26 protein-coding genes are annotated in these 22,664 nt (G+C 68.8%); all 26 read right to left on the reverse strand.

Translation table 11 applies throughout. The features are described from left to right. Positions 1–85: 85 nt before the first annotated feature. Positions 86–1,066 (reverse strand): GGDEF domain-containing protein, encoded by a 981-nt coding sequence (locus AC04MD_RS19815; protein WP_475498926.1) that lies wholly within the window; start codon positions 1,064–1,066, stop codon positions 86–88. A 316-nt stretch (positions 1,067–1,382) separates the two neighbouring features. Beyond that, positions 1,383–1,973: a TetR/AcrR family transcriptional regulator gene (locus tag AC04MD_RS19820; RefSeq protein ID WP_475498927.1), complete on the reverse strand. Its 591-nt coding sequence runs from the start codon at positions 1,971–1,973 to the stop codon at positions 1,383–1,385. Between the two features lie 213 nt (positions 1,974–2,186). Beyond that, positions 2,187–2,978 (reverse strand): flagellar biosynthetic protein FliR, encoded by a 792-nt coding sequence (fliR, locus tag AC04MD_RS19825; protein WP_475498928.1) that lies wholly within the window; start codon positions 2,976–2,978, stop codon positions 2,187–2,189. 18 nt (positions 2,979–2,996) lie between these two features. Further along, positions 2,997–3,266 (reverse strand): flagellar biosynthetic protein FliQ, encoded by a 270-nt coding sequence (locus AC04MD_RS19830; protein ID WP_162338471.1) that lies wholly within the window; start codon positions 3,264–3,266, stop codon positions 2,997–2,999. Positions 3,267–3,276: 10 nt separating this feature from the next. Continuing rightward, positions 3,277–4,086, reverse strand: coding sequence for a flagellar type III secretion system pore protein FliP (gene fliP, locus AC04MD_RS19835; RefSeq protein ID WP_475498929.1), 810 nt, complete (start codon positions 4,084–4,086; stop codon positions 3,277–3,279). A 1-nt stretch (position 4,087) separates the two neighbouring features. Continuing rightward, entirely contained in the window at positions 4,088–4,480 is a 393-nt protein-coding gene (gene fliO / locus AC04MD_RS19840) for a flagellar biosynthetic protein FliO (RefSeq protein ID WP_475498930.1), read from the reverse strand. A 10-nt stretch (positions 4,481–4,490) separates the two neighbouring features. Continuing rightward, positions 4,491–4,838, reverse strand: coding sequence for a flagellar motor switch protein FliN (gene fliN, locus AC04MD_RS19845; RefSeq protein WP_475498931.1), 348 nt, complete (start codon positions 4,836–4,838; stop codon positions 4,491–4,493). Beyond that, the gene (fliM, locus tag AC04MD_RS19850; RefSeq protein WP_475498932.1) at positions 4,835–5,878 is read right to left on the reverse strand and encodes a flagellar motor switch protein FliM; all 1,044 of its coding nucleotides are present in this window, start codon (positions 5,876–5,878) and stop codon (positions 4,835–4,837) included. The genes fliN and fliM overlap by 4 nt, the downstream gene beginning before the upstream one ends. Before the next feature lie 15 nt (positions 5,879–5,893). Further along, on the reverse strand, positions 5,894–6,418 hold the full coding sequence (locus AC04MD_RS19855; protein ID WP_475498933.1) for a flagellar basal body-associated FliL family protein: 525 nt from the start codon (positions 6,416–6,418) through the stop codon (positions 5,894–5,896). Positions 6,419–6,655: 237 nt separating this feature from the next. Continuing rightward, entirely contained in the window at positions 6,656–7,891 is a 1,236-nt protein-coding gene (locus AC04MD_RS19860; RefSeq protein ID WP_475498934.1) for a flagellar hook-length control protein FliK, read from the reverse strand. Next, positions 7,891–8,343, reverse strand: coding sequence for a flagellar export protein FliJ (gene fliJ / locus AC04MD_RS19865; RefSeq protein WP_192314187.1), 453 nt, complete (start codon positions 8,341–8,343; stop codon positions 7,891–7,893). Before fliJ ends, AC04MD_RS19860 begins: the two co-directional genes overlap by 1 nt. Positions 8,344–8,361: 18 nt before the next feature. Next, a complete protein-coding gene (locus AC04MD_RS19870; protein ID WP_475498935.1) occupies positions 8,362–9,759 on the reverse strand; it encodes a FliI/YscN family ATPase in 1,398 nt (465 codons plus the stop codon). Continuing rightward, positions 9,756–10,346, reverse strand: a complete 591-nt coding sequence (locus AC04MD_RS19875; protein WP_475498951.1) for a FliH/SctL family protein — start codon at positions 10,344–10,346, stop codon at positions 9,756–9,758. Before AC04MD_RS19875 ends, AC04MD_RS19870 begins: the two co-directional genes overlap by 4 nt. Before the next feature lie 23 nt (positions 10,347–10,369). Further along, complete coding sequence (gene fliG / locus AC04MD_RS19880; protein WP_475498936.1) at positions 10,370–11,380, reverse strand: flagellar motor switch protein FliG; 1,011 nt, start codon at positions 11,378–11,380, stop codon at positions 10,370–10,372. After that, positions 11,373–13,046, reverse strand: a complete 1,674-nt coding sequence (gene fliF / locus AC04MD_RS19885; RefSeq protein ID WP_475498937.1) for a flagellar basal-body MS-ring/collar protein FliF — start codon at positions 13,044–13,046, stop codon at positions 11,373–11,375. Before fliF ends, fliG begins: the two co-directional genes overlap by 8 nt. Before the next feature lie 43 nt (positions 13,047–13,089). Continuing rightward, the gene (gene fliE / locus AC04MD_RS19890) at positions 13,090–13,449 is read right to left on the reverse strand and encodes a flagellar hook-basal body complex protein FliE (protein ID WP_475498938.1); all 360 of its coding nucleotides are present in this window, start codon (positions 13,447–13,449) and stop codon (positions 13,090–13,092) included. Positions 13,450–13,526: 77 nt separating this feature from the next. Then, the gene (locus AC04MD_RS19895) at positions 13,527–14,996 is read right to left on the reverse strand and encodes a sigma-54 dependent transcriptional regulator (RefSeq protein ID WP_475498939.1); all 1,470 of its coding nucleotides are present in this window, start codon (positions 14,994–14,996) and stop codon (positions 13,527–13,529) included. Continuing rightward, the gene (locus AC04MD_RS19900) at positions 14,989–15,369 is read right to left on the reverse strand and encodes a response regulator (protein WP_475498940.1); all 381 of its coding nucleotides are present in this window, start codon (positions 15,367–15,369) and stop codon (positions 14,989–14,991) included. Before AC04MD_RS19900 ends, AC04MD_RS19895 begins: the two co-directional genes overlap by 8 nt. A 15-nt stretch (positions 15,370–15,384) precedes the next feature. Then, positions 15,385–16,809: an RNA polymerase factor sigma-54 gene (gene rpoN, locus AC04MD_RS19905; protein WP_475498942.1), complete on the reverse strand. Its 1,425-nt coding sequence runs from the start codon at positions 16,807–16,809 to the stop codon at positions 15,385–15,387. 237 nt (positions 16,810–17,046) lie between these two features. After that, positions 17,047–17,679 (reverse strand): response regulator, encoded by a 633-nt coding sequence (locus tag AC04MD_RS19910; protein ID WP_162338487.1) that lies wholly within the window; start codon positions 17,677–17,679, stop codon positions 17,047–17,049. A gap of 215 nt (positions 17,680–17,894) precedes the next feature. Further along, on the reverse strand, positions 17,895–18,476 hold the full coding sequence (locus AC04MD_RS19915) for a PilZ domain-containing protein (RefSeq protein ID WP_475498943.1): 582 nt from the start codon (positions 18,474–18,476) through the stop codon (positions 17,895–17,897). A 3-nt stretch (positions 18,477–18,479) separates the two neighbouring features. After that, entirely contained in the window at positions 18,480–18,785 is a 306-nt protein-coding gene (locus AC04MD_RS19920; RefSeq protein WP_475498944.1) for a hypothetical protein, read from the reverse strand. Continuing rightward, entirely contained in the window at positions 18,782–19,198 is a 417-nt protein-coding gene (fliS, locus tag AC04MD_RS19925) for a flagellar export chaperone FliS (protein ID WP_162338490.1), read from the reverse strand. The genes AC04MD_RS19920 and fliS overlap by 4 nt, the downstream gene beginning before the upstream one ends. Before the next feature lie 48 nt (positions 19,199–19,246). Continuing rightward, the gene (fliD, locus tag AC04MD_RS19930) at positions 19,247–20,614 is read right to left on the reverse strand and encodes a flagellar filament capping protein FliD (protein WP_475498945.1); all 1,368 of its coding nucleotides are present in this window, start codon (positions 20,612–20,614) and stop codon (positions 19,247–19,249) included. Between the two features lie 437 nt (positions 20,615–21,051). Beyond that, entirely contained in the window at positions 21,052–22,251 is a 1,200-nt protein-coding gene (locus AC04MD_RS19935) for a flagellin (RefSeq protein WP_475498946.1), read from the reverse strand. Positions 22,252–22,423: 172 nt separating this feature from the next. Beyond that, positions 22,424–22,664, reverse strand: a 241-nt coding sequence (locus AC04MD_RS19940) for a flagellin (RefSeq protein ID WP_475498948.1), incomplete at its 5' end; no start/stop codon positions are given.

Below are 22,664 nucleotides of genomic sequence, written 5' to 3' on the forward strand. Positions count from 1 at the left end.
TTGGCTACGAGGGCTCGGACCTCAGATCAAGAACCGATGGGTCCCAGCGTTCGCTGGGACGACGGCAACTGGGAAATGCCAAGAACTAGAACAGGTCGTCCGCGATGACATAGCTGTCGCGGCCGGCCGACTTGGCGCGGTAGAGCGCGGCGTCCGCGCGCGAGAACCAGTCGTGCCAGGTCTTTTCCTGTTCGCGCAGCAAAGCCGCGCCCAGCGAGATGGTGATGCGGCCGCCGGGACCGCGCAGCGAACCGCGCACGGCCTTGCGCAACCGTTCCGTTGCCGACTCGAGCGCCTCCCGGCCGTCCAGTTCCAGCAGCGCCACGAATTCTTCGCCACCGAAACGGAACACCTGGTCGTTGCGGCGCATCTCGAAGCGCAGGATCGAGGCCAGGTCGGCGATGGCGGCGTCCCCGGCCGCATGACCGTACTGGTCGTTGACGTCCTTGAAGTGGTCCAGGTCCAGGACGACCAGGCCGAAGCAGCACTGGCCGCGCTGGAACCGCTCGACCGCGTCGGCCAGTGCGCGCTCCATGCTGCGACGGTTGGGCACGCCGGTCAGCGCATCCACGGCGGCCAGCCGCTCAAGCTGTGCGCGGTCGTCCTGCGTGCGTGCGGCGAAGATCAGCGAGAACGCTGTCACCAGACCTGCACTGACCGCCATCGACAACGCATGCACGCCTTCGTGGAAGAAGCCAGGCAACACCTGCAGGGCGGCGATCAGCAGCAGGTTGCAGGCCACTGCCGTCCAGCGATGGGCGATGAAGAAGTTGGTGAGCAGCACCAGGTAGGTCCATCCGAGAGCGGTATGGCCGAGCATCACGCAGGCGCCGAACGAGGCCGCCGTGTTCAACACCGCCAGCACGTTGCCCGCGCGAACGTCGCCGGTCCGCCAGGCGTAGACGACCGGCGAGGCCACCGCCAGCACCACGGCCAGATCGAACGTGGCCATGGCCCACTGTCCCTGCCATGCGCGGTAGGCGCCGAACGACGCGATGGTGACCGCCGTGATGGCGCCCAGCAGGACGATGATGTCCAGACGGAAGTCTCGGCGTTTCGCCTTCATGGAAAGGACTGGATGCGTGCGGCGAGGAACGAAGGGTCGGCAATCGATGCAACGGCGGGGAAGCCGCCGCGCAGTGTAGGCGGTTGCCGGATGGCGTGGGTGATGGACATCACGCTTGCCTTGCGTCACAGCGCCGCGTCATACGCGCTCGACCTGCCTGTCCGGGGGCATCCGTCGGGCTGCCGCGGCAGACGCGCGCGCTGCGATGGGCACCAGATTGCCGACAACACGATCCGGCGTCGTCTGCCACGCAGCAACGAAAACGGCCTCCCGGGGGAGGCCGTTGGCGGCGTGCGTCGATGGATGGGGCGCGCTGTCAGGCAGACAGCGCTTCCAGCGTCTTGAACACCTGCGGGACGGCCATCGCCGGCGTGCCGCCATTGACCGACACCGCGCGCAGACCATGCTGGTAGCTCTGCCAGATCATCTCGTCGGCATGCTGGATGTCGACACCGCGGAACTCGCCGGCGCCCATGCCGCGGTTGAGTTCCAGGCGGACCGGTTCGCGCATGCGACGCAGTGCAGCGTTCATTTCGGCTTCCACCGCCGGCGACCAGCGCGCCGACACGCTCCACAGGGCCGGGAAGGCGATGAAATTGGCGGCGTCCTCGCGTGCGGTCCAGAAGTAGAAGTCGAGAATGCGCTGCGCGTGCGTCGATCCCTGCGGACGTTCCACCATCGGCGCCTTGCGCGCGGTGTAGTCGCGGATCAGCAGCGTGGCGATGATGTCGGCCTTGGTCTCGAAGTGCAGGATCACGCCGCGGGCGCTGAGCCCGGTTTCCTCGCCCAGATCCATCAGCGTGGTCTGGTCGAAGCCTTTGGTGAAGAACAGGCGGCGCGCGGCGGCGAGCACGGCTTCCCGGGTTTCCTGGCTGGTGCGTCGCTTCTGGGTCGGACTGTGGTTCACAGGCAATCTCCGGTGTGCGGGGGCAGCGCTTCCACGTCGGACGGACGGTGTATCCGGTCCGTGCGCTGGCGTATGTTGCAGCTCCCTCGTCCCCATTCTGCACAAATTCATGCATTTAGTGGAACCGGCGACGCATTCTGATGTGACATGGGCCTGTGGAGACCCCCCAACTGTGCGTTTCCGCACTGTTTGCCAGCGGTAATCACGGTTTCGTCAGGCGGTGATTTGCCGCGCTGCGTCAAAAGACAGGTCGAAGACCCGTTGCACGGGCGGGCCCAGCTCGCCGGCCAGCAGCGCCAGCAGGAACAGCCCCAGCAGCAGCGCCGTGGGCAGGCCGAGCTGGATCGGATTGAGTGCGGGCGCGGCCCTGCCCAGCACACCGAAGGCCAGGTTCACCGCCAGCATCGCCACCATGACCGGCAGCGCCAGCCCGACGGCGGCACGCAGGATGTGGGTGAACAGCATCGGTGCGACCTCGAGCACCTGCTGCACGTCGGGTAACGCGGTGCCGATCGGCAGCGAGCGGTAGCTGTCCACCAGCAGCGACACCAGTGCGAGGTGGCCGTTGACGGTGAAGAACAGCAGGCCGAAGGCGAGGTAGAACCATTGGCCGACGACGCCCGAGTTCACGCCGCGCAGGGGATCGGACATCTGCGCGAACGCCAGGCCGGTGCCCTGCGAGATCAGTTCGCCCGCCATCGCGCCGGCTTCGAATGCGAGCCGCAGCATGAAGCCCATGCTGGCGCCGACCGCGAGTTCGCGCGCGACGTTGAGTACGGTGCTGGCGTCGAAGGCGATGCGGTCGGGCGTGCCCGGCAGCAGCGGGGCCAGCGCCATCGCCAGCGCACCGGCGATGATGACGCGCACGCGCACCGACACCGCGCGCGTACCGATCAGTGGCGCCGCCATCAGCAGCGCGCCGGTGCGCAGCATCGTCCACAGGATGGCGTTGATCATGCCGAAGGCCTGCTGGCCGTCGATCACCATCTGGGTGGCGGCATCCATGGCGTCGCGTCCGCGTCGTCAGCCGATCAGGTGCGGCAATCGCTGGAACAGCGTCGTCGTGTATTCCACGAGCACGCCGAGCAGGTAGCTGCCGGTGGCGAACAGCGCGGCGGTCAGCGCGATCGCCTTCGCCACGAAGGCGATGGTGGGTTCGTTGAGCTGGGTGGCCGCCTGGATCACGCCGATGACCACACCGACGACCAGGACGACGAGCAGCAGCGGGCCACCGACCCAGAGGGCGATTTCCAGGCCACCGCGCAGTTCGGTGAGAGCGGTTTCGGGACTCATGTCGTGCTCCTCAGACGCCGTTGAAGCTGGCGGCCAGCGACCCGACGATCAGTACCCAGCCGTCCACCAGCACGAACAGCAGGATCTTGAACGGCGCGGAGACCAGCATCGGCGACAGCATCATCATGCCCATCGACATCAGCACGCTGGCGACCACCAGGTCGATGATCACGAAGGGGATGAAGATCAGGAAGCCGATCTCGAACGCGGTCTTCAGTTCGCTGGTGATGAACGAGGCGACGACGATCGGGAACGGCACGGCGTCCGGGCCGGTGTAGCTGCCGTGGCCGGCCAGGCCGGCGAACGTCATCAGGTCGGTCTCGCGCACCTGCGCCAGCATGAAGTCGCGCAGCGGGCCGGTGGTCAGCGTCCACGCGGTGGAGAAATCGATCTGGCCGTTGAGATACGGCGCCATGCCTTCGGCCCACGCCTTCTCGCCGACCGGCATCATCACCAGCATGGTGAGGAACAGTGCCAGGCCCACCAGCACCTGGTTGGACGGCGTCTGGCCGGTGCCGAGTGCCTGCCGCAGCAGGCCGAGCACGATGATGATGCGGGTGAACGCGGTCATCGCCAGCAGCGCGGACGGGATCAGCGTGATCGCCGTCATCAGCAGCAGCGTCTGCAGCGGCAGGCTGACGGTGTTGTCGCCAACCTGGCCGACGTTGACCTTCGGCATCGTCGGCAGTGTCGGCGCCGAAGGGGCGGCGGGGGCCGCAGCGGCCGGTGCCGCGGCAGGCGCGGTCGCGGCCTGCGCGAACGCCAGCGTCGGCGCGGTCAGCCACAGCAGGCAGATCAGGGAGAGGATGAAGCGACGCATCTCAGGACTCTTTGCGCAGGCGCTTGGCCAGCAGTTCGGCGAAGTTGGGCATCGTCGGCGCGGGCGCGACGACCAGGGGTTCGGGCAGGGTGTGCAGCGCGGTGATGCCGCCGGCGCTCACGCCGATCAGCAGCTGTTCCTTGCCGACTTCGATCACCATCACGCGCTCCTTGGCGCCGACCGACAGCATCGACACCACGCGCAGCTGTTCGCTGGGGCGGATGCCGAGACCGGCGCCGGGCAGCCGCTTCAGCAGCCAGGCCAGGCCGAGGATCAGGCCGAGCACCAGGATCAGGCCGACCAGCGCGCCGCCGATGCCGGGCGTGGATGGCGCGTGCTGGCCGATCTTCTGCGCGGGCGCGGCGGCGGTGGCGAGCAGGGCGAAGGCGTGCATGGCGATCGGCTCAGCGCAGGCGGCGGATGCGTTCGCTGGGGCTGACCACGTCGGTCAGGCGCACGCCGAAGCGGTCGTTGACCACCACGACTTCGCCGTGCGCGATCAGCGTGCCGTTGACGAACACGTCCAGCGGTTCGCCCGCGCCGCGCTCCAGTTCCACCACCGAGCCCTGGTTGAGCTGCAGCAGATTGCGGATCGGCATGCGCGTGCGGCCGACTTCCAACGACAGCGTCACCGGCACGTCGAGGATGACGTCCAGGCTCATGTCCGCCTCGTGCGCGGCGGATGCGCCGGCGGTGGCGAGGTCGGTGTCGCCGAAGGCGGTGGCGAGGGCTTCTTCGTTCTCGGGAATCATGGCGTGGCGTCCTGGAAGGCGACGGGTGAAAGCGTGGGGCGGTGGTGGGCGGACTGCTGGTGGCGGCCACCCGGCGGGTGGTGCGCGGTGATCTTCACGGCGTTGTGGCCGTTGGAAATGCCGAACTCGCCGGTGAACACCGGCACCTGCTCCACGCAAACGGGCACCGACTTGGGCATCTCGATGGGCAGGATGTCGCCGACTTTCAGGCGGGTCAGTTCGCGCAGGTTGATGCGCTTCTCCGCCAGCACGCTGGAGACGGTGACTTCGGCCGTGCGCAGCTGTTCGTGCATGGTCACGCGGAAGCTGTCGTCGTCGTGCACGCGGTCGGACTGGATGCCGGCATCGAGCAGTTCGCGGATCGGCTCCAGCATGGAGTAGGGCAGGGTGACGTGCAGGTCGCCGCCGCCACCGTCCAGCTCCACGTGGAAGCGGCTGACCACCACGTATTCGCGCGGGCTGACGATGTTGGCGAAGTGCGGATTGACTTCGCTGGTGATGTATTCGAAATCGACCGGCATCACCGGCGCCCAGGCGTCGACAAGGTCGGCGAAGGTCTGCTTCAGCAGCAACTGGATCACGCGCATTTCGGTGGCGGTGAATTCGCGGCCTTCGATCTTGGCCGGGTAGCGGCCGTCGCCGCCGAAGAAGTTGTCCACCATGGTGAACACCAGCTTCGGTTCGAACACGATCAGGCCCACGCCGCGCAGCGGCTTGAACTTGACCAGGTTGAGGTTGGTGGGCACGTACAGCGAATGCAGGTAGTCGCTGAACTTGATGGTCTCGATGCCGCGCACCGACAGTTCGGCCGAGCGGCGCAGCAGGTTGAACAGGCCGATGCGCCAGGTGCGCACGAAGCGCTCGTTGATCATCTCCAGCGTCGGCAGCCGGCCGCGCACGATGCGGTCCTGGCTGGCGAAATCGTAAGTGCGCGCCACGGTCGGATCGTGCGGCGGCTCCTCGGTCTCGATCGCGCCGGTGTCGACGCCGTTGAGCAGGGCGTCGATCTCGTCTTGCGACAGCAGGTCACTGGTCATCATGGCGGCGGGGTTCCGTCACTGCATCACGAAGCTGGTGAACAACAGCGATTCGGCGGCGGGCTTGCCGGTCTCGGCGACGAGCAGCGCCTTCACTTCGCCGAGCGCGGCGTTCTGCAGCCGCTCCTTGCCTTCGCGCGACATCAGGCCGGCGGCGTCCTGCTGGGCGAACAGCATCAGCAGGCGCGCGCGGATGGCCGGCGCATGCAGCTGGATGGCGGTCAGCGCCTCGGGATCGCGCGTCATCAGCTGCACTTCCACCTGCAGGTAGCGCGCGCCGCCGGTCTCGCCGACGAGGTTGACGACGAAGGGCGGTTCCAGCGCGAAGTACTGGGCGGGCGCAGGCACTTCGCCCGGCTTCTTGGCGGCGGGTGCGTCGGCTTTCTCGTCCTTCGCACCATGGCGCATGAAGTACCAGGCGCCGCCGCCGGCGGCACCGGCCGCGATGACGGCCACCAGGCCGATGGTCAGCAGCGACTTGCCGCCCTTGGGCTTGTCGCCCTTGTCGGTCTTGGACTTGCTAGCGTTCTTGTCGGCTGCCACGGCGGTGCATCTCCTGAGGGGTCAGCCCGGGTGATGCAAGCGGTGTGCCGTGGCGGGGGCGATGGCCCGTCGGGGTTTTGACGGGTGGAAGGCAGTTGTAGGAGCGACGTCAGTCGCGACCGCACGCCATCTAGGCCAGGAGACTTTGCTCCGACAGGGTGTCGACCGTCGCCGGGGCTACTGGGGAAGAAGATCTGCGGTCGCGACTCACGTCGCTCCTACAGGAAAGGCAGCCCGTCAGGCGTAGGCGTCGACCAGTCCGCGGGCGGTCATGCGGACGGTACGGGGCGCCTCGACGGCCGGTTCGGCGGTGTGGTCGCCGCCTTCGCCGGTGCCGGTACCGCCGCCCTGCGACGGCGGCGCATGCTGCTGGCCGACGTCGGCGTGGGCCAGCTGGAAGCCGTGCTGGCCCAGCATCTCGCGCAGGCGGGGCAGGCTGCTTTCCAGCGCCTGGCGGACGTCGGCCTGGGCGCTGGCGAAATCGGCATGGATGCGGTCGCCTTCCAGGCGCAGGCGGATCTCCACCGTGCCCAGGTCGTGCGGGGTGACCTTGATGTGGGCATGGCCGATCTTCTGGTCGGCCATCCAGCGCACGGCATCGCCGATGTCCTCGTCGAAGTGGCCGCCCTGCAGGTCGGCGCTCGGCGCTTCCATCGCGTTGACGGTCTCGGTGCGCGACAGGCCCAGCGCCTGGTTCGAGGCGCCGACGCCGGCCAGCAGGTTGCCGGCTGGTGCGGGCGCGTCGCTGTCTTCGCTACGGAAGGCATCGACGAGGTCGCGACCCAGGATGATCGCGTCCGGCACCGCCGCTGCGACCTGGCCGGTGGCCAGATGCGTCGCGAAGGACAGCAGGTTCTGCAGGGGGGCTTTGGTGTCGGCGGCGGCCGCGGCTGGCGTCGCTGTCGTCCCGGTGGCGACGGTCTGGCCGGCATCGGCCGCCGTGTCCACCGCCGTGTCGGTCGCTGTGCCGGTCGCCGTGCCGGTCGCGATCGCGCCCGGCCACGTGGCCGGGATCGCGGTGCGAGCGCCGGCCAGCAGGGCATCGGCGGGGAGCGGCGTGTTGGCCGCGGGCTGCGCGCCGGCGAGCAGGGGATTGCCGGGCGGATCGGTCGGTACGGGCACCGTCGCATCCGCAGGCATCGCCGCCTGGAGCGGCGGCAGGTCCATCAGGATGGGCGGCACCGCGGACGCGACAATCGCGTCCTCGGGCGTGTCGTCTTCGCTGGCGGCAGGTGCCGCTTCGTCCTGCTTGCCGGCGAGCGCCTTGTCGGGGCGCGGCCGAACGGGCTCGTTCGCTTCGGTGGTGCGCGCGTTCGGTGCGCGGGCTGCGTCATCGCGTTTGGCAGGGCGACGCACCAGGTCGTCGAACGCCGGCTTCGTCGCGGACGTGTCGTTCGTGTCGATCTGGTTGGCCGGTGCCGTCGATGGCGTCGGCGACTTCACGGCGAAGTTCAGCGCAGTCGGCGACGGCATCAGGCGTCCTCGTTCTCGCGGGCGGTGGCGGCGAGGCGGGCGCGGCGCGCGCCGACGTCGTCCATCTCTCGCTGGTCGCGGCGGTCGACGATGAGCTTTTCCTGCACGCGGTAGCTGGCGGCCAGCTGTTCCAGCACCTGCTTGTCGCGGCTGGCCAGCAGCAGGCGGTCGCGTTCGATGTCGACGCTGGCGCGGCTGCGGTCGACGTTCTGCAACTGCTGCTTCAATGCCTGGTCGATGCGCTCGAGGAAGGCGCGGCGGTTGGCCAGCTGCGCCGGGCTGGTCGCGGCCATCTGGCTGTTGGCGTAGTCCTCTGCGTACTGGCGCAGTTCTTCCAGCCGGGATTCGTGCTGGGCCAGCGTGTTCTGGCGTTCGGCCAGGTCGCGGGCGACGGAATCCTCGTGTTCCTGCGCGCGGCGCAGCAGCGGGTCGATTCGGCGGGACTGCATCATCGTGGGGGTTCCTTGGCGTTACTGCAGGCCGGGCGGCAGCGGAATGCCGGCGGCGAGGTTGCGTTGGATCAGGGATTCCAGGGCGGCACGGCTGCTCGGCAGGTCGGCGGCGTGCGCCACGTCCTGGCCGAGGAACTCGACGATCTCCGGCCAGCGTGCCAGCGCTTCGTCCACGGTGGGATCGTTGCCGCGCTGGTAGGCGCCGATGGCGATCAGGTCGCGGTTGCTGTTGTAGGCCGACAGCAGGCGCTTGAGCTTGCGGATGCGGTCGCGCCAGGTCTCGTCGGCGATCTCGGTGACCACGCGGCTGACCGACGATTCCACGTCGATCGCCGGGTACAGGCCTGCATCGGCGACACGGCGCGAGAGCAGGATGTGGCCGTCGAGGATGGCGCGCGCAGCGTCGGCGATCGGGTCCTGCGGATCGTCGCCTTCGGTCAGCACGGTGTAGAAGGCGGTGATCGACCCGCGCCCCTTGGCGCCGTTGCCGGCACGCTCGACCAGCGCCGGCAGGCGCGCGAACACCGATGGCGGGTAACCGCGGGTGGTCGGCGGCTCGCCGACCGACAGGCCGATCTCGCGCTGCGCCTGCGCGAAGCGGGTCAGCGAATCCATCAGCAGCAGCACGTTGAGGCCCTGGTCGCGGAACCATTCGGCGATGGCGGTGGCGCGGTAGGCGCCCTGCAGGCGCGCCAGCGGCGGACGGTCGGCGGGACTGGCGACGACCACGGCGCGGGCCAGGCCGGCCGGGCCCAGCGTGGTCTCGACGAAATCGCGCACTTCGCGGCCACGTTCGCCGATCAGGCCGACGACGATGACGTCGGCGGCGGTGTACTTGGTCATCATGCCCAGCAGGGTCGATTTGCCGACGCCGGAGCCGGCGAACAGGCCGACGCGCTGCCCGCGGCCGATCGGCAGCAGCGCATTGATCGCGCGTACGCCGACGTCCAGGGGCTGGGTGATGGGTTCGCGGGACAGCGGGTTGATCGCCACGCCGGCCAGGCTGACGCTGCCCTCGGCGCGGATCGGGCCGCGGCCGTCGAGCGGGATGCCATCGCTGTCGATCACGCGGCCCAGCAGGCCTTCGCCGACTTCCACGCCGCCACGGCGGCGCGAGGGAACCACGCGTGCGTTCGGCAGCAGGCCGTGCAGTTCGGCGCTCGGCATCAGGTAGGTGCGCTCGCCGGAGAAGCCGACGACTTCGGCATCCACCCAGCCGCCGTCGACCACCTCCACCTTGCAGCTGGCGCCCATCGGCGCTTCGCAGCCGATGGCTTCCAGGGTCAGGCCGACGGCCCGGCGCAGGATGCCTTCGCGGATCAGGCCGCGGCCGCCGAGGTCGGGATTGATCTGCGACAGGCGTGCCGACAGGCGCAGGTCGCGCGCGGTCAGCCACTCCAGCGGTTGGGCGCTCATGCGCGCGCTCCGCGGTTGAGCACGGTTTCCAGGGCGCCGCGCAGGCGCGCTTCCAGGGTGCCGTCGATGCGCACGCTCTCGGCGTGCACGCGCAGGTCGCCGCGGCTCAGCGAGGTGTCGGCGATCAGGCGGGTATGTGCGGTCATCGCCAGCACCGGGGTCAGCGCGGCGATGTCGTCCGGATGCAGGCGCAGTTCGACCTCGCGCTGCGAGCCGCCGACGGCGTCGAGTGCGCTGGTCGCCAGTTCCTGCAGCAGGACCGGATCGGTCTGGTAGGCGCGGCCGACCAGCGCGCCGGCGATGCGCACGGCGAGCTCGGACAGCGCCGCCACGACTTCGTTCTCCAGCCGGTCGAGCGGGCGCGAGAAATTGTCGAGGATGCCTTCCATCTGTGCGGCGAGCCGGCGCACGTCGGACTGGCCTTGCGCGAAACCTTCGGCATGGCCGTCGGCGAGGCCGCGTTCCAGGCCTTCGCGGTAGGCGGCGTCCTGGATCGCCTGGATCTCTTCCAGCGTCGGCGGCACCAGCGGCGGTGCGTCCTGCTCGGCGGCGGCCTCGGAGACGACGACGTCCAGCGGTGCCGGCATCCAGCGCAGCGGCGACGGCACGCTCATACCATCTCCTCGGCGCTGGCGGTGAGGGCGATGACGCCCTGGTCAGCGAGGCGGCGCACGATGGCGAGGATTTCCTTCTGCGCGCCTTCGACGTCGGACAGGCGCACGGGGCCGCGCGCTTCCATGTCCTCGAGCAGGATCTGCGCGGCGCGCTGCGACATGTTGCGGGTGATCTTTTCCTTCACCTTGGCGTCGGCACCGCGCAGCGCCAGGCCCAGACGGTCGTTCGGCACTTCGCGCAGCAGCGCCTGCAGCTCGCGGTCGCCGAGGTCGGCCAGGTTGTCGAACACGAACATCAGGTCCTGGATGCGCGAGCCCAGGTCAGCGTCGACCTGGGTGATGCTGCCAAGAATCACCTGGTCCTGGCCCGAGTCCATGAAGTTGAGGATGTTGGCGGCGACCTTCACGCCGCCGATGCTCGACGCCTTCATGTTCTGGTTGCCGGCGAACTGGCGCTCCATGATCTCGTTGAGTTCGTTCAGCGCGTTGGGCGGGATGCCGTCCAGCGTGGCGATGCGCAGCAGCACGTCGGTGCGGGTGCGCTCGGGCAGCAGCTTCAGCGTGTCGGCCGCCTGGTCGCTGTCCAGGTGGGCCAGCACGATGGCGATGATCTGCGGATGCTCGTTGCGCACCAGGTCGGCGATGGCGCGCGGATCCATCCATTTCAGCGTGTCCAGGCCGGTGGTGTTGCGGCCGAGCAGGATGCGGTCGATCAGGCCGCCGGCCTTGTCCTCGCCCAGCGCCTGCACCAGCACCTTGCGCACGTAGTCGTCGGCGCCCATGCCCAGCGAGGTCTGCTTGTCCAGCGCTTCGCCGAAGGTGGCCATGACCTGCATCACCTGCTCGCGGCTGATGCCGGAGATGGTCGCCATGGCGATGCCGAGCTTCTGCACCTCCTTCGCGTTCATGTGCTTCAGCACTTCGGCGGCGTCTTCCTCGCCCAGGGAGAGCAGCAGCACGGCGGCGCGCTGCACGCCGGTGAGGGAGGTGTCCGGTGCGTTATTCATCGTTGGCCACCCAGTCCTTGACCACTTGCGCGACCTGCTTGGAGTCGCTCTTCACTGCTTCGCGCGCCTGGCGCAGGCGATCTTCGTAGGCGTCGGAGGGCAGGGCGCGCATCGGCGGGAGATGCTCGTGCGACAAGGTGGCGACCACGCCGTTCTCGTCCTCCTCCTCCACGACGTTGACGTCGATGCCGTCGTCCTCGTCGCGCTTGTGCCTGGCGGCCGGGCTGATGATCTGGCGCATGGCCGGGCGCAGCACGCCGAACAGCAGCACGATCACCACCAGCGCGCCCAGGCCGTAGCGCGCGATGTCGCGCACCATCGGGTTGTGCAGCCACGGGCTTTCCCAGAACGGCACGTCGGCCGGCGCCTCGGTCTCGCGCACGAACGGCGCGTTCATCACCGACACCGAGTCGCCGCGGGCGGCATCGAAGCCGACGGCTTCCTTCACCAGCGCTTCGATGCGGGCCAGCGTGGCGGCGTCCAGGGCGGTCATCACGACCTTGCCGTTCTCGCCGGTGCGCGGCACATGGTCGACCAGCACGGCGGCGGTGACGCGGCGCACGCGACCGGCAGGCTGGCGGGTGTGCTGCAGCGTGCGATCCATCTCGAAGTTGCGGGTCGCGCTGCTCGAGGTCTCGACCGGTGCGGCAGGATTGGGCGCGGCGGCCGCCGCGTTGGGGCCCGGCGGCGTGTTGCTGGTCGCGCCGGGCACGCCCTGGGGGCCGGAGCCGTCCGTCGTGGTGTTCTGGCTGACCTGCTCGCTGCGGATCTTGGCCGGATCGTTGGCGAAGGTCTCGCGGGCTTCCTCGGTGACCGAGAAGTCCATGTCGACGGCGACCTCGGCGTTGACGCGGCCGGCGCCGGTCAGCGGCTCCAGCAGTTCGCGGATGCGGTCGTTGAACGAGGTCTCGAGCTTGCGCACGCGTTCGAACTGGGCGGCGTTCAGCGCGGCCTCGCTGTTGGGATCGCTGATGGTCAGCATGCGGCCGCTCTGGTCGACCACGGTGACGCGTTCCGGCGCCAGGTCGGGGATCGACGACGACACCAGGTGCACGATGGCGTCCACCTGATTGCGTTCCAGCATCGCGCCCGAGCGCAGGTCCAGCACGACCGACGCGCTGGCGACTTCGCGCTGGCGGGTGAAGGCGCTGGGTTTGGGGATGGCCAGGTGCACGCGCGCGTCACGGACCGGGCGCAGCGTGGTGATGGTGCGGACCAGTTCGGTTTCCAGCGCGTGCTGGTAGCGCGCGTTCTCGACGAACTGGCTGACGCCGAAGCCGGGGTCGCGCTCCATCATTTCGAAACCGAGGCGGCCGCTCTCGGCCAGGCCGGCGCCGGCCAGCTTCAGGCGGGCGTCGTGCAGGTTTTCTTCCGGCACGGAAATCGCGCCGGTGCCCTGGTCCAGCTGGAACGGGATCTGCGCGGCGCGCAGCATGTCGGTGGCTTCGGCCGTCGCCTTGGCGTCCAGCCCGGTGTAGAGCGGGGTGTAGGCCGGCTTCTGCGACCAGAAGAACACCATCATGCCCACGGCCACCGCGCCGGCGATCAGCAGCAGCGTGCCCATCTGCCTGAACACGCGCGCATCCTGGATCTTGGTCAGCGCCGCGCCGGCCTTGTCGGCGGTCAGCGATTCCTTCAGGGCTTCCTTGGACAGCGTGAGGGCCATGGCGACGGGTCGGTTCTAGGGAAGAGGTGGGAGGGGCGCCGCCTTACAGCGGCATGTTCATGACGTCCTGGTAGGCCTGCACCAGGCGGTTGCGCACTTCCACGGTGGCGCGGAAGGCGACCTGCGACTGCTGCGCGGCCACCATCACCCGCGCCAGGTCGGCGCGCGGATCGCCCAGTTCGAAGGCCTGTGCCAGCGCGCCGGAGGTCTTCTGCGCGTTGTTCACGCCTTCCAGCGCGTTCTGCAGCGTGTCGCCGAAGCTCGGCGCCTTGATCCCCGGTTGCTCCAGGCCCACCCGGCCGGGCGAGATGGCGCCCGGGTTCGGCATCGGCTCGAGTGCGCGCGTACCGACCTGGTGCTGGTAACTGCGGATCTGCGAGAGGATGGAGGTGACGTCGGACATGGGCGGGTGCTTCGGTCGTCGGAGTGTCTTGCCTGATCAGTTGCAAGACCCGTGCCGGAAACCGCGCCCGTGCCCAGTCAGTTTTCCGTCGCCAGCGCGACGTCCTCGCGCTCGATGCCGTACTTGCGCAGCTTTTCCACCAGCGTGGTGCGGCGCAGGCCGAGCAACTGGGCGGCATGCGCCACCACGCCGCCGGCGCGGTCCAGCGCGTCGCGGATCAGGTTCAGTTCGATCTGGGCGATGTGCTCACGCAGGTCGATGCCGGCTTCCGGCAGGCGGTCGGCCGGGGTCACCGCGGCGGCCACGACGGCCGACGGGGCCGGCGCGGACACCGCAGGCGCAGGTGCCGCGGCGACCGGCGCCGCGGTGTCCACGGCCAGCGCGTTCCCGCCTTCCGGCTGGTAGCGCTTGGGCAGGTCGGCCACGCGGACCAGGCCGCCCGGGTGCAGCACGGCGAGGCGCTCGACCAGGTTGGTCAGTTCGCGCACGTTGCCTGGCCAGGCGTAGGAACGCAGGGCCTGCAGGGTGTCGCTGGCGAAACGCACTTCGCCGCGGCCGGTGCGGGACAGCTGCGCGGCGATGGTCATGACCAGGTCGGGCAGGTCCTCCGCGCGCTCGCGCAGCGCCGGCATCTCGATCGGGAACACGTTGAGGCGGTAGAACAGGTCTTCGCGGAAGTGGCCGTCGGCGATCCGCGTTTCCAGGTTGCGGTGGGTGGCGGCGATCACGCGCACGTTGCAGCGGATGGTCTGGTTGCCGCCGACGCGCTCGAAGCTGCGCTCCTGCAGCACGCGCAGCAGCTTGACCTGCATCGGCAGGCTCATGTCGCCGATCTCGTCCAGCAGCAGGGTGCCTCCCTCCGCCATCTCGAAACGGCCCTTGCGCGCACTCAGCGCGCCGGTGAAGGCGCCCTTCTCGTGGCCGAACAGCTCGCTTTCCAGCAGGTCCGGCGGAATGGCGCCGCAGTTGATGGCGACGAACGGCCCGTCGCGGCGCGGCGACTGGTCGTGGATGGCGCGCGAGACGACTTCCTTGCCGGTGCCGGATTCGCCCAGCACCAGCACGGTGGTGTCGAAGCTGGCGACCTGCTCGATCATGCGGCGCAGGCGGACGACGGCCGGGCTGTTGCCGGTCGGGCCGCTGGTGGTGACCTGCTGCGCCTGGTGTTCGGTATCCAGCCGCTTGAGGCTGGCGCGGCGCAGGCAGGCTTCCAGTTGCGCGTGGCGGATCGGGCTTTCCAGCGCCCACACGCCGGCCTCGTGCAGGCCGTGGGCGGCGGCGAAGCCGGCGGTGTCGCCCTCCAGCAGCAGCACCGGCGGCGGCAACTGGGCCTTGCCCAGCCAGGCGAAGAAGGTGTCGGCGGCCTTCTGGTCGTCGAGCGAGCCGACCACCACCGCCAGCCAGTCGTGCTGACGGGCGCGGCGGACATCCACGTCACCGGCGCTGGAGACCCAGCGGGGTGTCAGGTCCATGAACTCGAGCAGTCCGGCCAGGCGTTCGGCACGGGTGGCGTCGGCGTCGATGACGAGGATGCGGGATTCACTCATGGCGGCGGTCTTTGAATGTTTCGAGGATGGGCAAGACTTCCTGGATGTAGGAAAGCTTGCTGACGAAGTCGTCGGCACCGGCGCGCATCGCGTGTTCGCGGTGCTCGGCGTCGTCGAAGTGGCTGGCGATCACGATGAACGGCGGTGCGTCCTGTGTCTTGATCAGGCGGGTGGCCTGCAGGCCGCCCATCTCCGGCATGGCCAGGTCCATCAGCACCACGTCCGGACGCAGGGTTTCGGAGCGTTCGATGGCTTCCAGGCCGTTGCTGGCACGGCCCACGACGTCCAGCCACTCCACCTTGCGCAGGTGGCGCAGGGCGGCGTTGATGAAACCTTCGTGGTCGTCCACCAGCAGTACGGTGATCTTGCTCATTGCGGTCGCGCTCCGTTATCCGGCCTTGGCCAAGACGGATACGGTAGCGCGCCGGCGTTCCCGGGCGGGAGCGATATCGAGCTGTTCCCGGTACTTCGCCACAGTTCGGCGGGCGATGTGGATGCCCTGACGGGCCAGCAGGCCGGCGATGGCCTCGTCGGCCAGCGGCTTGCCGGCCGGCTCGGCGTCGATCAGGCGACGCACCATGGCGCGCACGGCCGGGCCGGACACGTTGGCGCCTTCCAGCCGCACGGCGAAGAAGTGCTTCAGTTCGAAGGTGCCGCGCGGGGTCTGCATGTACTTGCCGGTGGTGATGCGCGAGACGGTGGACTCGTGCATGCCGATGGCGTCGGCGATTTCCTTCAGCGTCAGCGGGGCCATCGCCTCGTCGCCCTGGGTCAGGAAGCCGGCCTGGCGCTCGACGATGGCGCGCGCCGTGCGCAGCAGGGTGTCGTAGCGGATCGACAGGCCGCGGGTCAGCCAGCGGGCTTCCTGCAGCAGTTCACGCAGCTTGCCGGCGCCTTCCGACGGCTCGGCCTGGTCCAGGGCGCGCTCCTGCATGGCATTGACGCGCACGCGCGGGGTGGTGGCCGGGTTCAGCGCCACGCGCCAGGCGCAGTCGGCGTGCCAGGCGACCACGTCCGGCACGATGTAGCCGGTCGGGGCCGGGGCCAGCGAGGCGCCCGGGCGGGCGTCCAGCGACAGCACCAGGCGCACGCCTTCCATCACCTGGTCCAGTTCGAGGTCCAGCAGGCGGGCGAGGGCGTCGTACTCGTGGGCGGCCAGCAGGGCCATGCCATCGGTGACGATGCGGTGGGCGACGTGGCGGCCCGGCACGCGGCCCTGCAGGCAGTCCAGCTGCACCTGCAGGCATTCACGCACGTCGGCGGCGGTCAGGCCGGGGAATTCGCCACGCAGCAGGCGGTCGCGCAGGGCGAGCGCCGCGTCGGTGGTCAGGTCGAAGCGGGCCGAGGCCAGCAGCGCCAGGGTGTCGGGCGCCTGTTCCAGGTAGCCGGCGTCATTGGTGTGTTCCAGCCAGAAGGCGACCACGTCGAGCGCGCGGTCGTCCAGTTCCAGCGCCAGCCGGTCCAGCACGCGCACGTGCGGGTCGCTGGACTCGCCGGCTTCGACGCGCTGCATGCGGTCGTCGTCGCCGTCCTGCCAGCCGGCGCCGGCGACGTCCCACAGGCTGGACTCCGGCAGTTCGTCGAAGGCCGCCGTGTCCAGCGCGGCGGCGTCCTGCGGCGGCAGCACCTCGATCTCGCCGCCCTGGTCGGCGTCGTGGGTTTCCTCGACTTCCAGCAGCGGATTAAGGTCGAGCGCACGGCGCACTTCCAGCTCCAGCTGCAGGCCGTCCAGCTGCAACAGCCGGATCGACTGCAGCAGTTGCGGCGTCAGGTGGAGCTGTTGCCCGAGCTGGGTGGAAAGTCCCGTCTTCATTCCCGTGGTCCCCGATTCGATGGCGTGCCGAGGCGGCTTCACATCGTGTTGACACTGTGCGGGGCGGGTGACGGAAAAAAAATCAGGGCGTTTCTGGTTGTGCTGCGGGCACGCCCCACGCGCCGTCAGGATTTCCCCTACGACGTCGGTTCAATGGCGGGAATGGGCGCCGGGCGGGGCGCTGCGATCACGGAATTCCGTCACGGAAAGGGCGTCGTCCCCGGGGTACTGCAAGGCTCAGGCCAGTTCGTTCTGGTGGCGTGCGGCCAACAGCAGCAGATCGTTGGCGCGACGGCAGCCGAGCGACTCCATCATGCGCGCGCGGTGCGTTTCCACCGTCTTGACGCTGATGCCGAGCTGCGCGGCGATTTCCTTGCTGCTCATGCCGCCGCCGAGCTGGCGCAGGATCTCGCGCTGGCGTGGCGACAGTGCGGCGATGCCGGTGGGGCGCTGCGGATTGAGCATCGGCGCCAGCATCTTCGACGACACCTGCGGGCTCAGGAACACCTGGCCGCTGGCGGCCGCGCGCAGCGCGAGTTCCAGCTCCATCGGCGCCGCTTCCTTGACGACGAAACCGGCGCAGCCGCGATCGAGTGCGACGCGCACCTGGGTGGGATCGTTGTGCATCGACATCATCACCACGCGCGTCTGCGGCAGCGAATCGCGCAGCAGCGGCAGCAGCTCCAGGCCGCTGCGGTCCGGCAGCGACAGGTCGAGCAAGATCACGTCCGGGCGGTGGATGGCCGCCATGTCGAGCGCTTGTTGTGCATTGCACGCTTCGGCCACCACGTCGACATCGGGAAGCGCCTGCAGCAGGCGTCCGATGCCGGCCCGGACCAGGGTGTGGTCGTCGACGATGAGTACACGCACAGGAGAAGTCGCTTGCGGTTGCGTTGCAGGGTCACGTCACGATAGCGGCGCGAAGTCGCCACGCCAATTCACTATCGCGACGGAGGGGTGAAATCCTGACTTGAGTCACAGTTAGCGTCTCCATGTCGGGCTCAGAACCACGAAATCCGCAAGGTGCCACTGTGATCCTCGTACTCCAGCCAGGAAACAGGCGCGTGCAGCTGCGCGAAATGTGTTTACGCGCGACTGGCCTGGCGCGCTTCCGCGACCTGTCGCCGGTGGAGGCGGAACAGATGGCGGTCCATCGCTTCGGCCAGGCCGGCGTTCAGTGCGTCGAACTGCAGCCACAGGTGATGCAGGCCTTGCGAACCTTCCACCTGGTCCATCACGGTCGCAGGCAGCTCGATCTGGTCGCTCAGCCACGTGGCGGGCTGCACGGTGACGATGCCGCGGGTTCCCGCTGCCAGTGGCGCGGGCGCCAGCGCATCCAGCCGCAGGCCACGATGCGACCAGCGCAGGGCGGTGACCGGAAGGGCCTCTTCGTGCCGGCGGGCGAGGCGGCCCAGCAGCGACAGCACGAGGTCGAGCTTGGCTTCGATGCGCTGTTGCGAAGGCGTCGCTTCCTTGCGCTCATCGGGATCGTCGCCGCGCACGTCCTCGGCGATCGCCAGGCCCTTCAAGAGCGCTTCCGAGGGCGCCTGCATCACCGCGCGCGGGCCGCCATCGAACCGCGCCGGCAGCACCACGTCACAGGTCAGCGCGCCGTCGAACAACGCGTGTTCCGCAGGATGCTCCACCAGGATGAGCGACGCGGGCATGGCTCATCCCTCGACGACGGACAGGTAGGCGCGCGCGGCGCGATCGGCGCGCTGCGTCGCGTGCATGCGGACGCGCGCCTGTTCGCGCGCATCCTGCATGCTCTTCTGCAGCTCGAGCTGCGCGCGCAGCAGCACCGCCAGCGCATCGTAGCCGGCCGTGCGCCCGCCATCGGCGTGCAGGAAGGCGCGCACATCGTGGTCGTGGCGGTTGAGCAGGCGCTCCACATCCTCCAGCTCGCCGGCGTGCAGCGCACGCCGCATGCCGTCCAGCTGGGCGAACAGGTCGTCGAGGGCCGGTGCCGTGCTCATCCTGCGGCGGCCATCGCCGGTACCTGGCGCTGTTCGCTGGGGATCGCGTTCCACGCCGATTCGATCTCGCCCAGCAGCTCCAGCGATTCGCGCAGGGCGGCGGGGTCGTTGTGCAGGTTGGCTTCGATCAGGCGCGTCTGCACGTAGTCGTACAGCGCCGACAGACTGCCGGCGATCTCGCCGCCGGCCTCGTGGTCGAGCGAGCCGTTGAGGTGGCCGATGATCGCGCTGACCTCGCCGATGGCCTTGCCCTTTCGCGCCAGGTCGCCGCGCACCACGCAGGCTTCCGCCAGGCGCAGGCGCTCGCAGGCACCCGACAGCAGCAGGGCGACCAGGCGGTGCGGATCCGCTTCCATCACGGCGCTGCTGAGGCCGGTGTTGCGGTACTGCGCGGCATAGGACTGAAGTGACATTCCATTCTCCTGAGAATCCGGCCGTGGAACGGTGCGGATCCGCGGTGTTTAGCTGCTCGTCTGAGCGGTGAGCGACGCCAACTGCTGGGCAAGGGCGGAACTGGTGGTGTTCATCTGCGAGATCATGCTGTCCAGCGCCACGAACTGCGCCTTGTAGCGGTTGCCGACGGCTTCCATGCGCGCATCCAGTGCGGTGCGCTGCGCGGTGACGTCCTTGATCTGCGCGTTGAGGCCATTGGTGCGCAGGGTGAAGGCGCCATTGGTACCCACGTAGCTGCCGACGGCGGTCTGCAGGCGGCCCGCGAACGCGGTCTCGCCGGTGAAGGCGGTGCGGATTTTTTCCGGATCGGCGGTGAGCGCGGCGGTGAACTTGCTGCTGTCGAACACCAGCGTGCCGTCCGAGGTCGGGTAGCCCTTGGTCTGCAGGCCCAGCGTCTTCGCATCCAGGCCCTGTGCGGCCAGGCCGCCGAGCAGGTCGCCCATGAGGGCGCGCAACTGGCCCGAGGCGCTGCGCATCTGTGCGTCGCCGGTCAGCGCCGAGGGTTCGTTGCTCTCGGCGTTGTACTTGGTGCTGCTGTTGATCGCGGTGATCGCGGCGTTGTACGCGGTCACGAAATCCTGGATCAGCTTGCTGGCCGCCGCCGTATCGGTGGATACGGTGACCGTGCTGGTGCCCTTGGTCTTCAGGTCCAGGGTCAGACCGGGAACGGCTTCGGTGATCTTGTTGGTGCTGGCGGTGACGGTCAGGCCGTCGATCAGCACTTCGGCGTCGGCGGCCGGGACGCGCTCCTGCAGGCTGGTGGCCAGCGCCTGCAGGTCGCTGCCGCCGGAGGTGAAGGTGAGGGTGAGGCCGTTCGCCGCACCGGTCTTGTCCGACGACACCGACAGGTACTGGCCGTCGTTGGAGGTCAGCACGCTGGCCTGCACGCCCTTGCTGCGCGCGACGTCGTTGATCGCGCTGCGCACGTCCTGCAGGGTGGCGCCCTCGGCGATGTCGATGGCGAGCGACTCGCCGCTGACGGTCAGCGTCAATTGACCGGCACCGAAGGTCTGGGTGGCGGCGACGGGCGTGCCGGTGATCCATTTGTTGGCGGTGGCCAGTTCGACCACCTCCACGTTGTAGATGCCGTTGGGCGTGCCGCTGGAGACGCTGGCGCCGGCCACGGTATCGGTGCCCGACTTGACCGTGCGCACGTCGAAGGCGGTGGGGGCCTTGAGCGCCTTGAGCGCCGTGTCCAGCGTGCTGAAGGCGGAGCTGACGGTGCCGATGGCGGAGAGCTTGAACTTCGCCTGGCTCTCGATACGGTTCAGGCGGTTGTCGGCGGGCTTCCGATCGGCCGCGACCAGCTGTTCGACCATGCCGGTGATGTCCAGCCCCGAACCGATGCCGCCGTAGCCCAGCGAATAATCTGCCATTGCCCTGTCTCCTGTCTGGCCCTTTCCGCAAAAAGGGAGGCCGGGCGGGTCTCCATCCGATGACGAATGGGACCCGCCCGTGCAGTACCAATAACGGCCCGGCTGAGCCGTTCTTTAGCCGCATTTCTCCGTCTCCCACCGCCGCCGTGGGTCCGGCGTGCTGGTGAGAAATGCAGGCGAAGGCGGTGATGCAGGGTTTGTGCCAGAACGGCCGTGATTGGTGATTCGTGATTCGTGATTGGTGATTGGTGATTGGTGATTGGTGATGTGGAGAAGGCCCGCTGTTTCCAACCAATCACTAATCACCAATCCCCAATCACCGCTCCAAAAAAAGCCCCCGCCGTTGCCGGCGAGGGCTGGGGTACTGCCAAACGGAGGGAGACGAATCCGTCCGTGACGACAGGGAACTGGCGGAGAGGGCGGATGCCTGCGGCGCGTCAGCGCAGCAGGGACATCACGTTCTGCGGCACCTGGTTGGCCTGGGCCAGCATGGCCGTGCCGGCCTGCTGCAGGATCTGGGTGCGGGTCAGTTCGGCGGTTTCCTTGGCGAAGTCGGTGTCGCGGATGCGGCTGCGCGAGGCGGCCAGGTTCTCGGAGCTGGTCTGCAGGTTGGCCACGACCGAGGTGAAGCGGTTCTGCACCGCACCCAGGTCGGCACGCGCGGAGTTCACGACCGTCAACGCCTTGTCGACGATGGTGACCGCACGCGAGGCGTTGAGGAAGGACGTGACATCGAGATCGGCCAGGCCTTTCACTTCGCCGGCGCCGGGTGCGCCGCCGGTGACGCCGACGCCGGAGGTGATGCCTGCGGCACCGCTGGTGCCGTAGACCACGTTGATGCCGGCCGGCGCGCCGCTGCCGTTGAGCGCAGCGCCCACGGTGGAGTACGAGCCGGTGGTGCCGGTCGACTCGGCGTAGACCCCGTGCTCGCCCAACTTGGCGTTGATGGCGCCCATGATCCTGGCGGTGACCTGTGCGCCGGTGTCGCCGGTCTTCACGTCGACATCGTCGATGGTCACGGTCTTGCCGGCGGGATTGGTGACCGAGATGTTGGTGATCTTGCCGTCGGCGGTGGCGGTGCCGGTCGCTACGTTGACGCCGGAGGTGGAACCGAACTGGACCTTGCCCAGTGCGTTCGCCTTGGCATCGACGGTCTTGTCGATGGCGATGGCCTGGCCGGCATTGGCGCCGACCTGGAACAGCTGACTGGAGAACGAGCCGTCCAGCAGCTTGGTGCCGTTGAACTCCGACTGCTTGGCCACGCGATCGATCTCGGCGATCAATTGCTTGACCTCGGCGTTCAGTGCGGCGCGGTCGGAGGAAGAATTGGTCGCGTTGGACGATTGCACGGCCAGTTCGCGGATGCGTTGCAGGTTGTTGCCGATCTCGGTCAGCGAGCCTTCGGCGACCTGGGCCAGCGAGATGCCGTCGTTGGCATTGCGTACGGCGACGTCGAGGCCGCGGATCTGGGTAGAGAAACGCTCGGAGATGGCCAAGCCGGCGGCGTCGTCCTTCGCGCTGTTGATGCGCAGGCCGGACGAGAGGCGCTGGATGGTGGTGGCGAGCGAGGCGCCGCTGGTGCTCAGGTTGCGCTGGGCATTCAACGACATCGTATTGGTGTTGATGACCTGTGCCATGACGCAGACCTGAGGAAGAAGAGAAGGGGTAGAGCGGAAAAGGAAGGCCCGACGCCCGCCACCAAGCCGGTGCGGGGCGGAGGAAGGGTTGAACCCTTCCTCCCGGCGTCAATCGGAGGGAGACGAATCCATCCGGGGCGCCTGCGCCAGGCAACGCTTCCTGTGAAGCGGCTTAACGCAGCAGGGACATCACGTTCTGCGGCACCTGGTTGGCCTGGGCCAGCATGGCCGTACCGGCCTGCTGCAGGATCTGGGTGCGGGTCAGTTCGGCGGTTTCCTTGGCGAAGTCGGTATCGCGGATGCGGCTGCGCGAGGCGGCCAGGTTCTCGGAGCTGGTCTGCAGGTTGGCGACCACCGAGGTGAAGCGGTTCTGCACCGCACCCAGGTCGGCACGCGCGCCGTTGACCGAGGTC

The organism is Pseudoxanthomonas sp. LjRoot206, assembly GCF_056175725.1.

Excerpts from the sequence above, each read along its gene's own strand:
- AC04MD_RS19815 (WP_475498926.1), bottom strand. The coding sequence starts at position 1,066 with ATGAAGGCGAAACGCCGAGACTTCCGTCTGGACATCATCGTCCTGCTG.
- fliR (WP_475498928.1), bottom strand. The coding sequence starts at position 2,978 with ATGGATGCCGCCACCCAGATGGTGATCGACGGCCAGCAGGCCTTCGGC.
- AC04MD_RS19830 (WP_162338471.1), bottom strand. The coding sequence starts at position 3,266 with ATGAGTCCCGAAACCGCTCTCACCGAACTGCGCGGTGGCCTGGAAATC.
- fliP (WP_475498929.1), bottom strand. The coding sequence starts at position 4,086 with ATGCGTCGCTTCATCCTCTCCCTGATCTGCCTGCTGTGGCTGACCGCG.
- fliO (WP_475498930.1), bottom strand. The coding sequence starts at position 4,480 with ATGCACGCCTTCGCCCTGCTCGCCACCGCCGCCGCGCCCGCGCAGAAG.
- fliN (WP_475498931.1), bottom strand. The coding sequence starts at position 4,838 with ATGATTCCCGAGAACGAAGAAGCCCTCGCCACCGCCTTCGGCGACACC.
- fliM (WP_475498932.1), bottom strand. The coding sequence starts at position 5,878 with ATGATGACCAGTGACCTGCTGTCGCAAGACGAGATCGACGCCCTGCTC.
- AC04MD_RS19860 (WP_475498934.1), bottom strand. The coding sequence starts at position 7,891 with ATGCCGTCGCCGACTGCGCTGAACTTCGCCGTGAAGTCGCCGACGCCA.
- fliJ (WP_192314187.1), bottom strand. The coding sequence starts at position 8,343 with ATGATGCAGTCCCGCCGAATCGACCCGCTGCTGCGCCGCGCGCAGGAA.
- AC04MD_RS19870 (WP_475498935.1), bottom strand. The coding sequence starts at position 9,759 with ATGAGCGCCCAACCGCTGGAGTGGCTGACCGCGCGCGACCTGCGCCTG.
- AC04MD_RS19875 (WP_475498951.1), bottom strand. The coding sequence starts at position 10,346 with ATGCCGGCACCGCTGGACGTCGTCGTCTCCGAGGCCGCCGCCGAGCAG.
- fliG (WP_475498936.1), bottom strand. The coding sequence starts at position 11,380 with ATGAATAACGCACCGGACACCTCCCTCACCGGCGTGCAGCGCGCCGCC.
- fliF (WP_475498937.1), bottom strand. The coding sequence starts at position 13,046 with ATGGCCCTCACGCTGTCCAAGGAAGCCCTGAAGGAATCGCTGACCGCC.
- fliE (WP_475498938.1), bottom strand. The coding sequence starts at position 13,449 with ATGTCCGACGTCACCTCCATCCTCTCGCAGATCCGCAGTTACCAGCAC.
- AC04MD_RS19895 (WP_475498939.1), bottom strand. The coding sequence starts at position 14,996 with ATGAGTGAATCCCGCATCCTCGTCATCGACGCCGACGCCACCCGTGCC.
- AC04MD_RS19900 (WP_475498940.1), bottom strand. The coding sequence starts at position 15,369 with ATGAGCAAGATCACCGTACTGCTGGTGGACGACCACGAAGGTTTCATC.
- rpoN (WP_475498942.1), bottom strand. The coding sequence starts at position 16,809 with ATGAAGACGGGACTTTCCACCCAGCTCGGGCAACAGCTCCACCTGACG.
- AC04MD_RS19915 (WP_475498943.1), bottom strand. The coding sequence starts at position 18,476 with ATGCCCGCGTCGCTCATCCTGGTGGAGCATCCTGCGGAACACGCGTTG.
- AC04MD_RS19920 (WP_475498944.1), bottom strand. The coding sequence starts at position 18,785 with ATGAGCACGGCACCGGCCCTCGACGACCTGTTCGCCCAGCTGGACGGC.
- fliS (WP_162338490.1), bottom strand. The coding sequence starts at position 19,198 with ATGTCACTTCAGTCCTATGCCGCGCAGTACCGCAACACCGGCCTCAGC.
- fliD (WP_475498945.1), bottom strand. The coding sequence starts at position 20,614 with ATGGCAGATTATTCGCTGGGCTACGGCGGCATCGGTTCGGGGCTGGAC.
- AC04MD_RS19935 (WP_475498946.1), bottom strand. The coding sequence starts at position 22,251 with ATGGCACAGGTCATCAACACCAATACGATGTCGTTGAATGCCCAGCGC.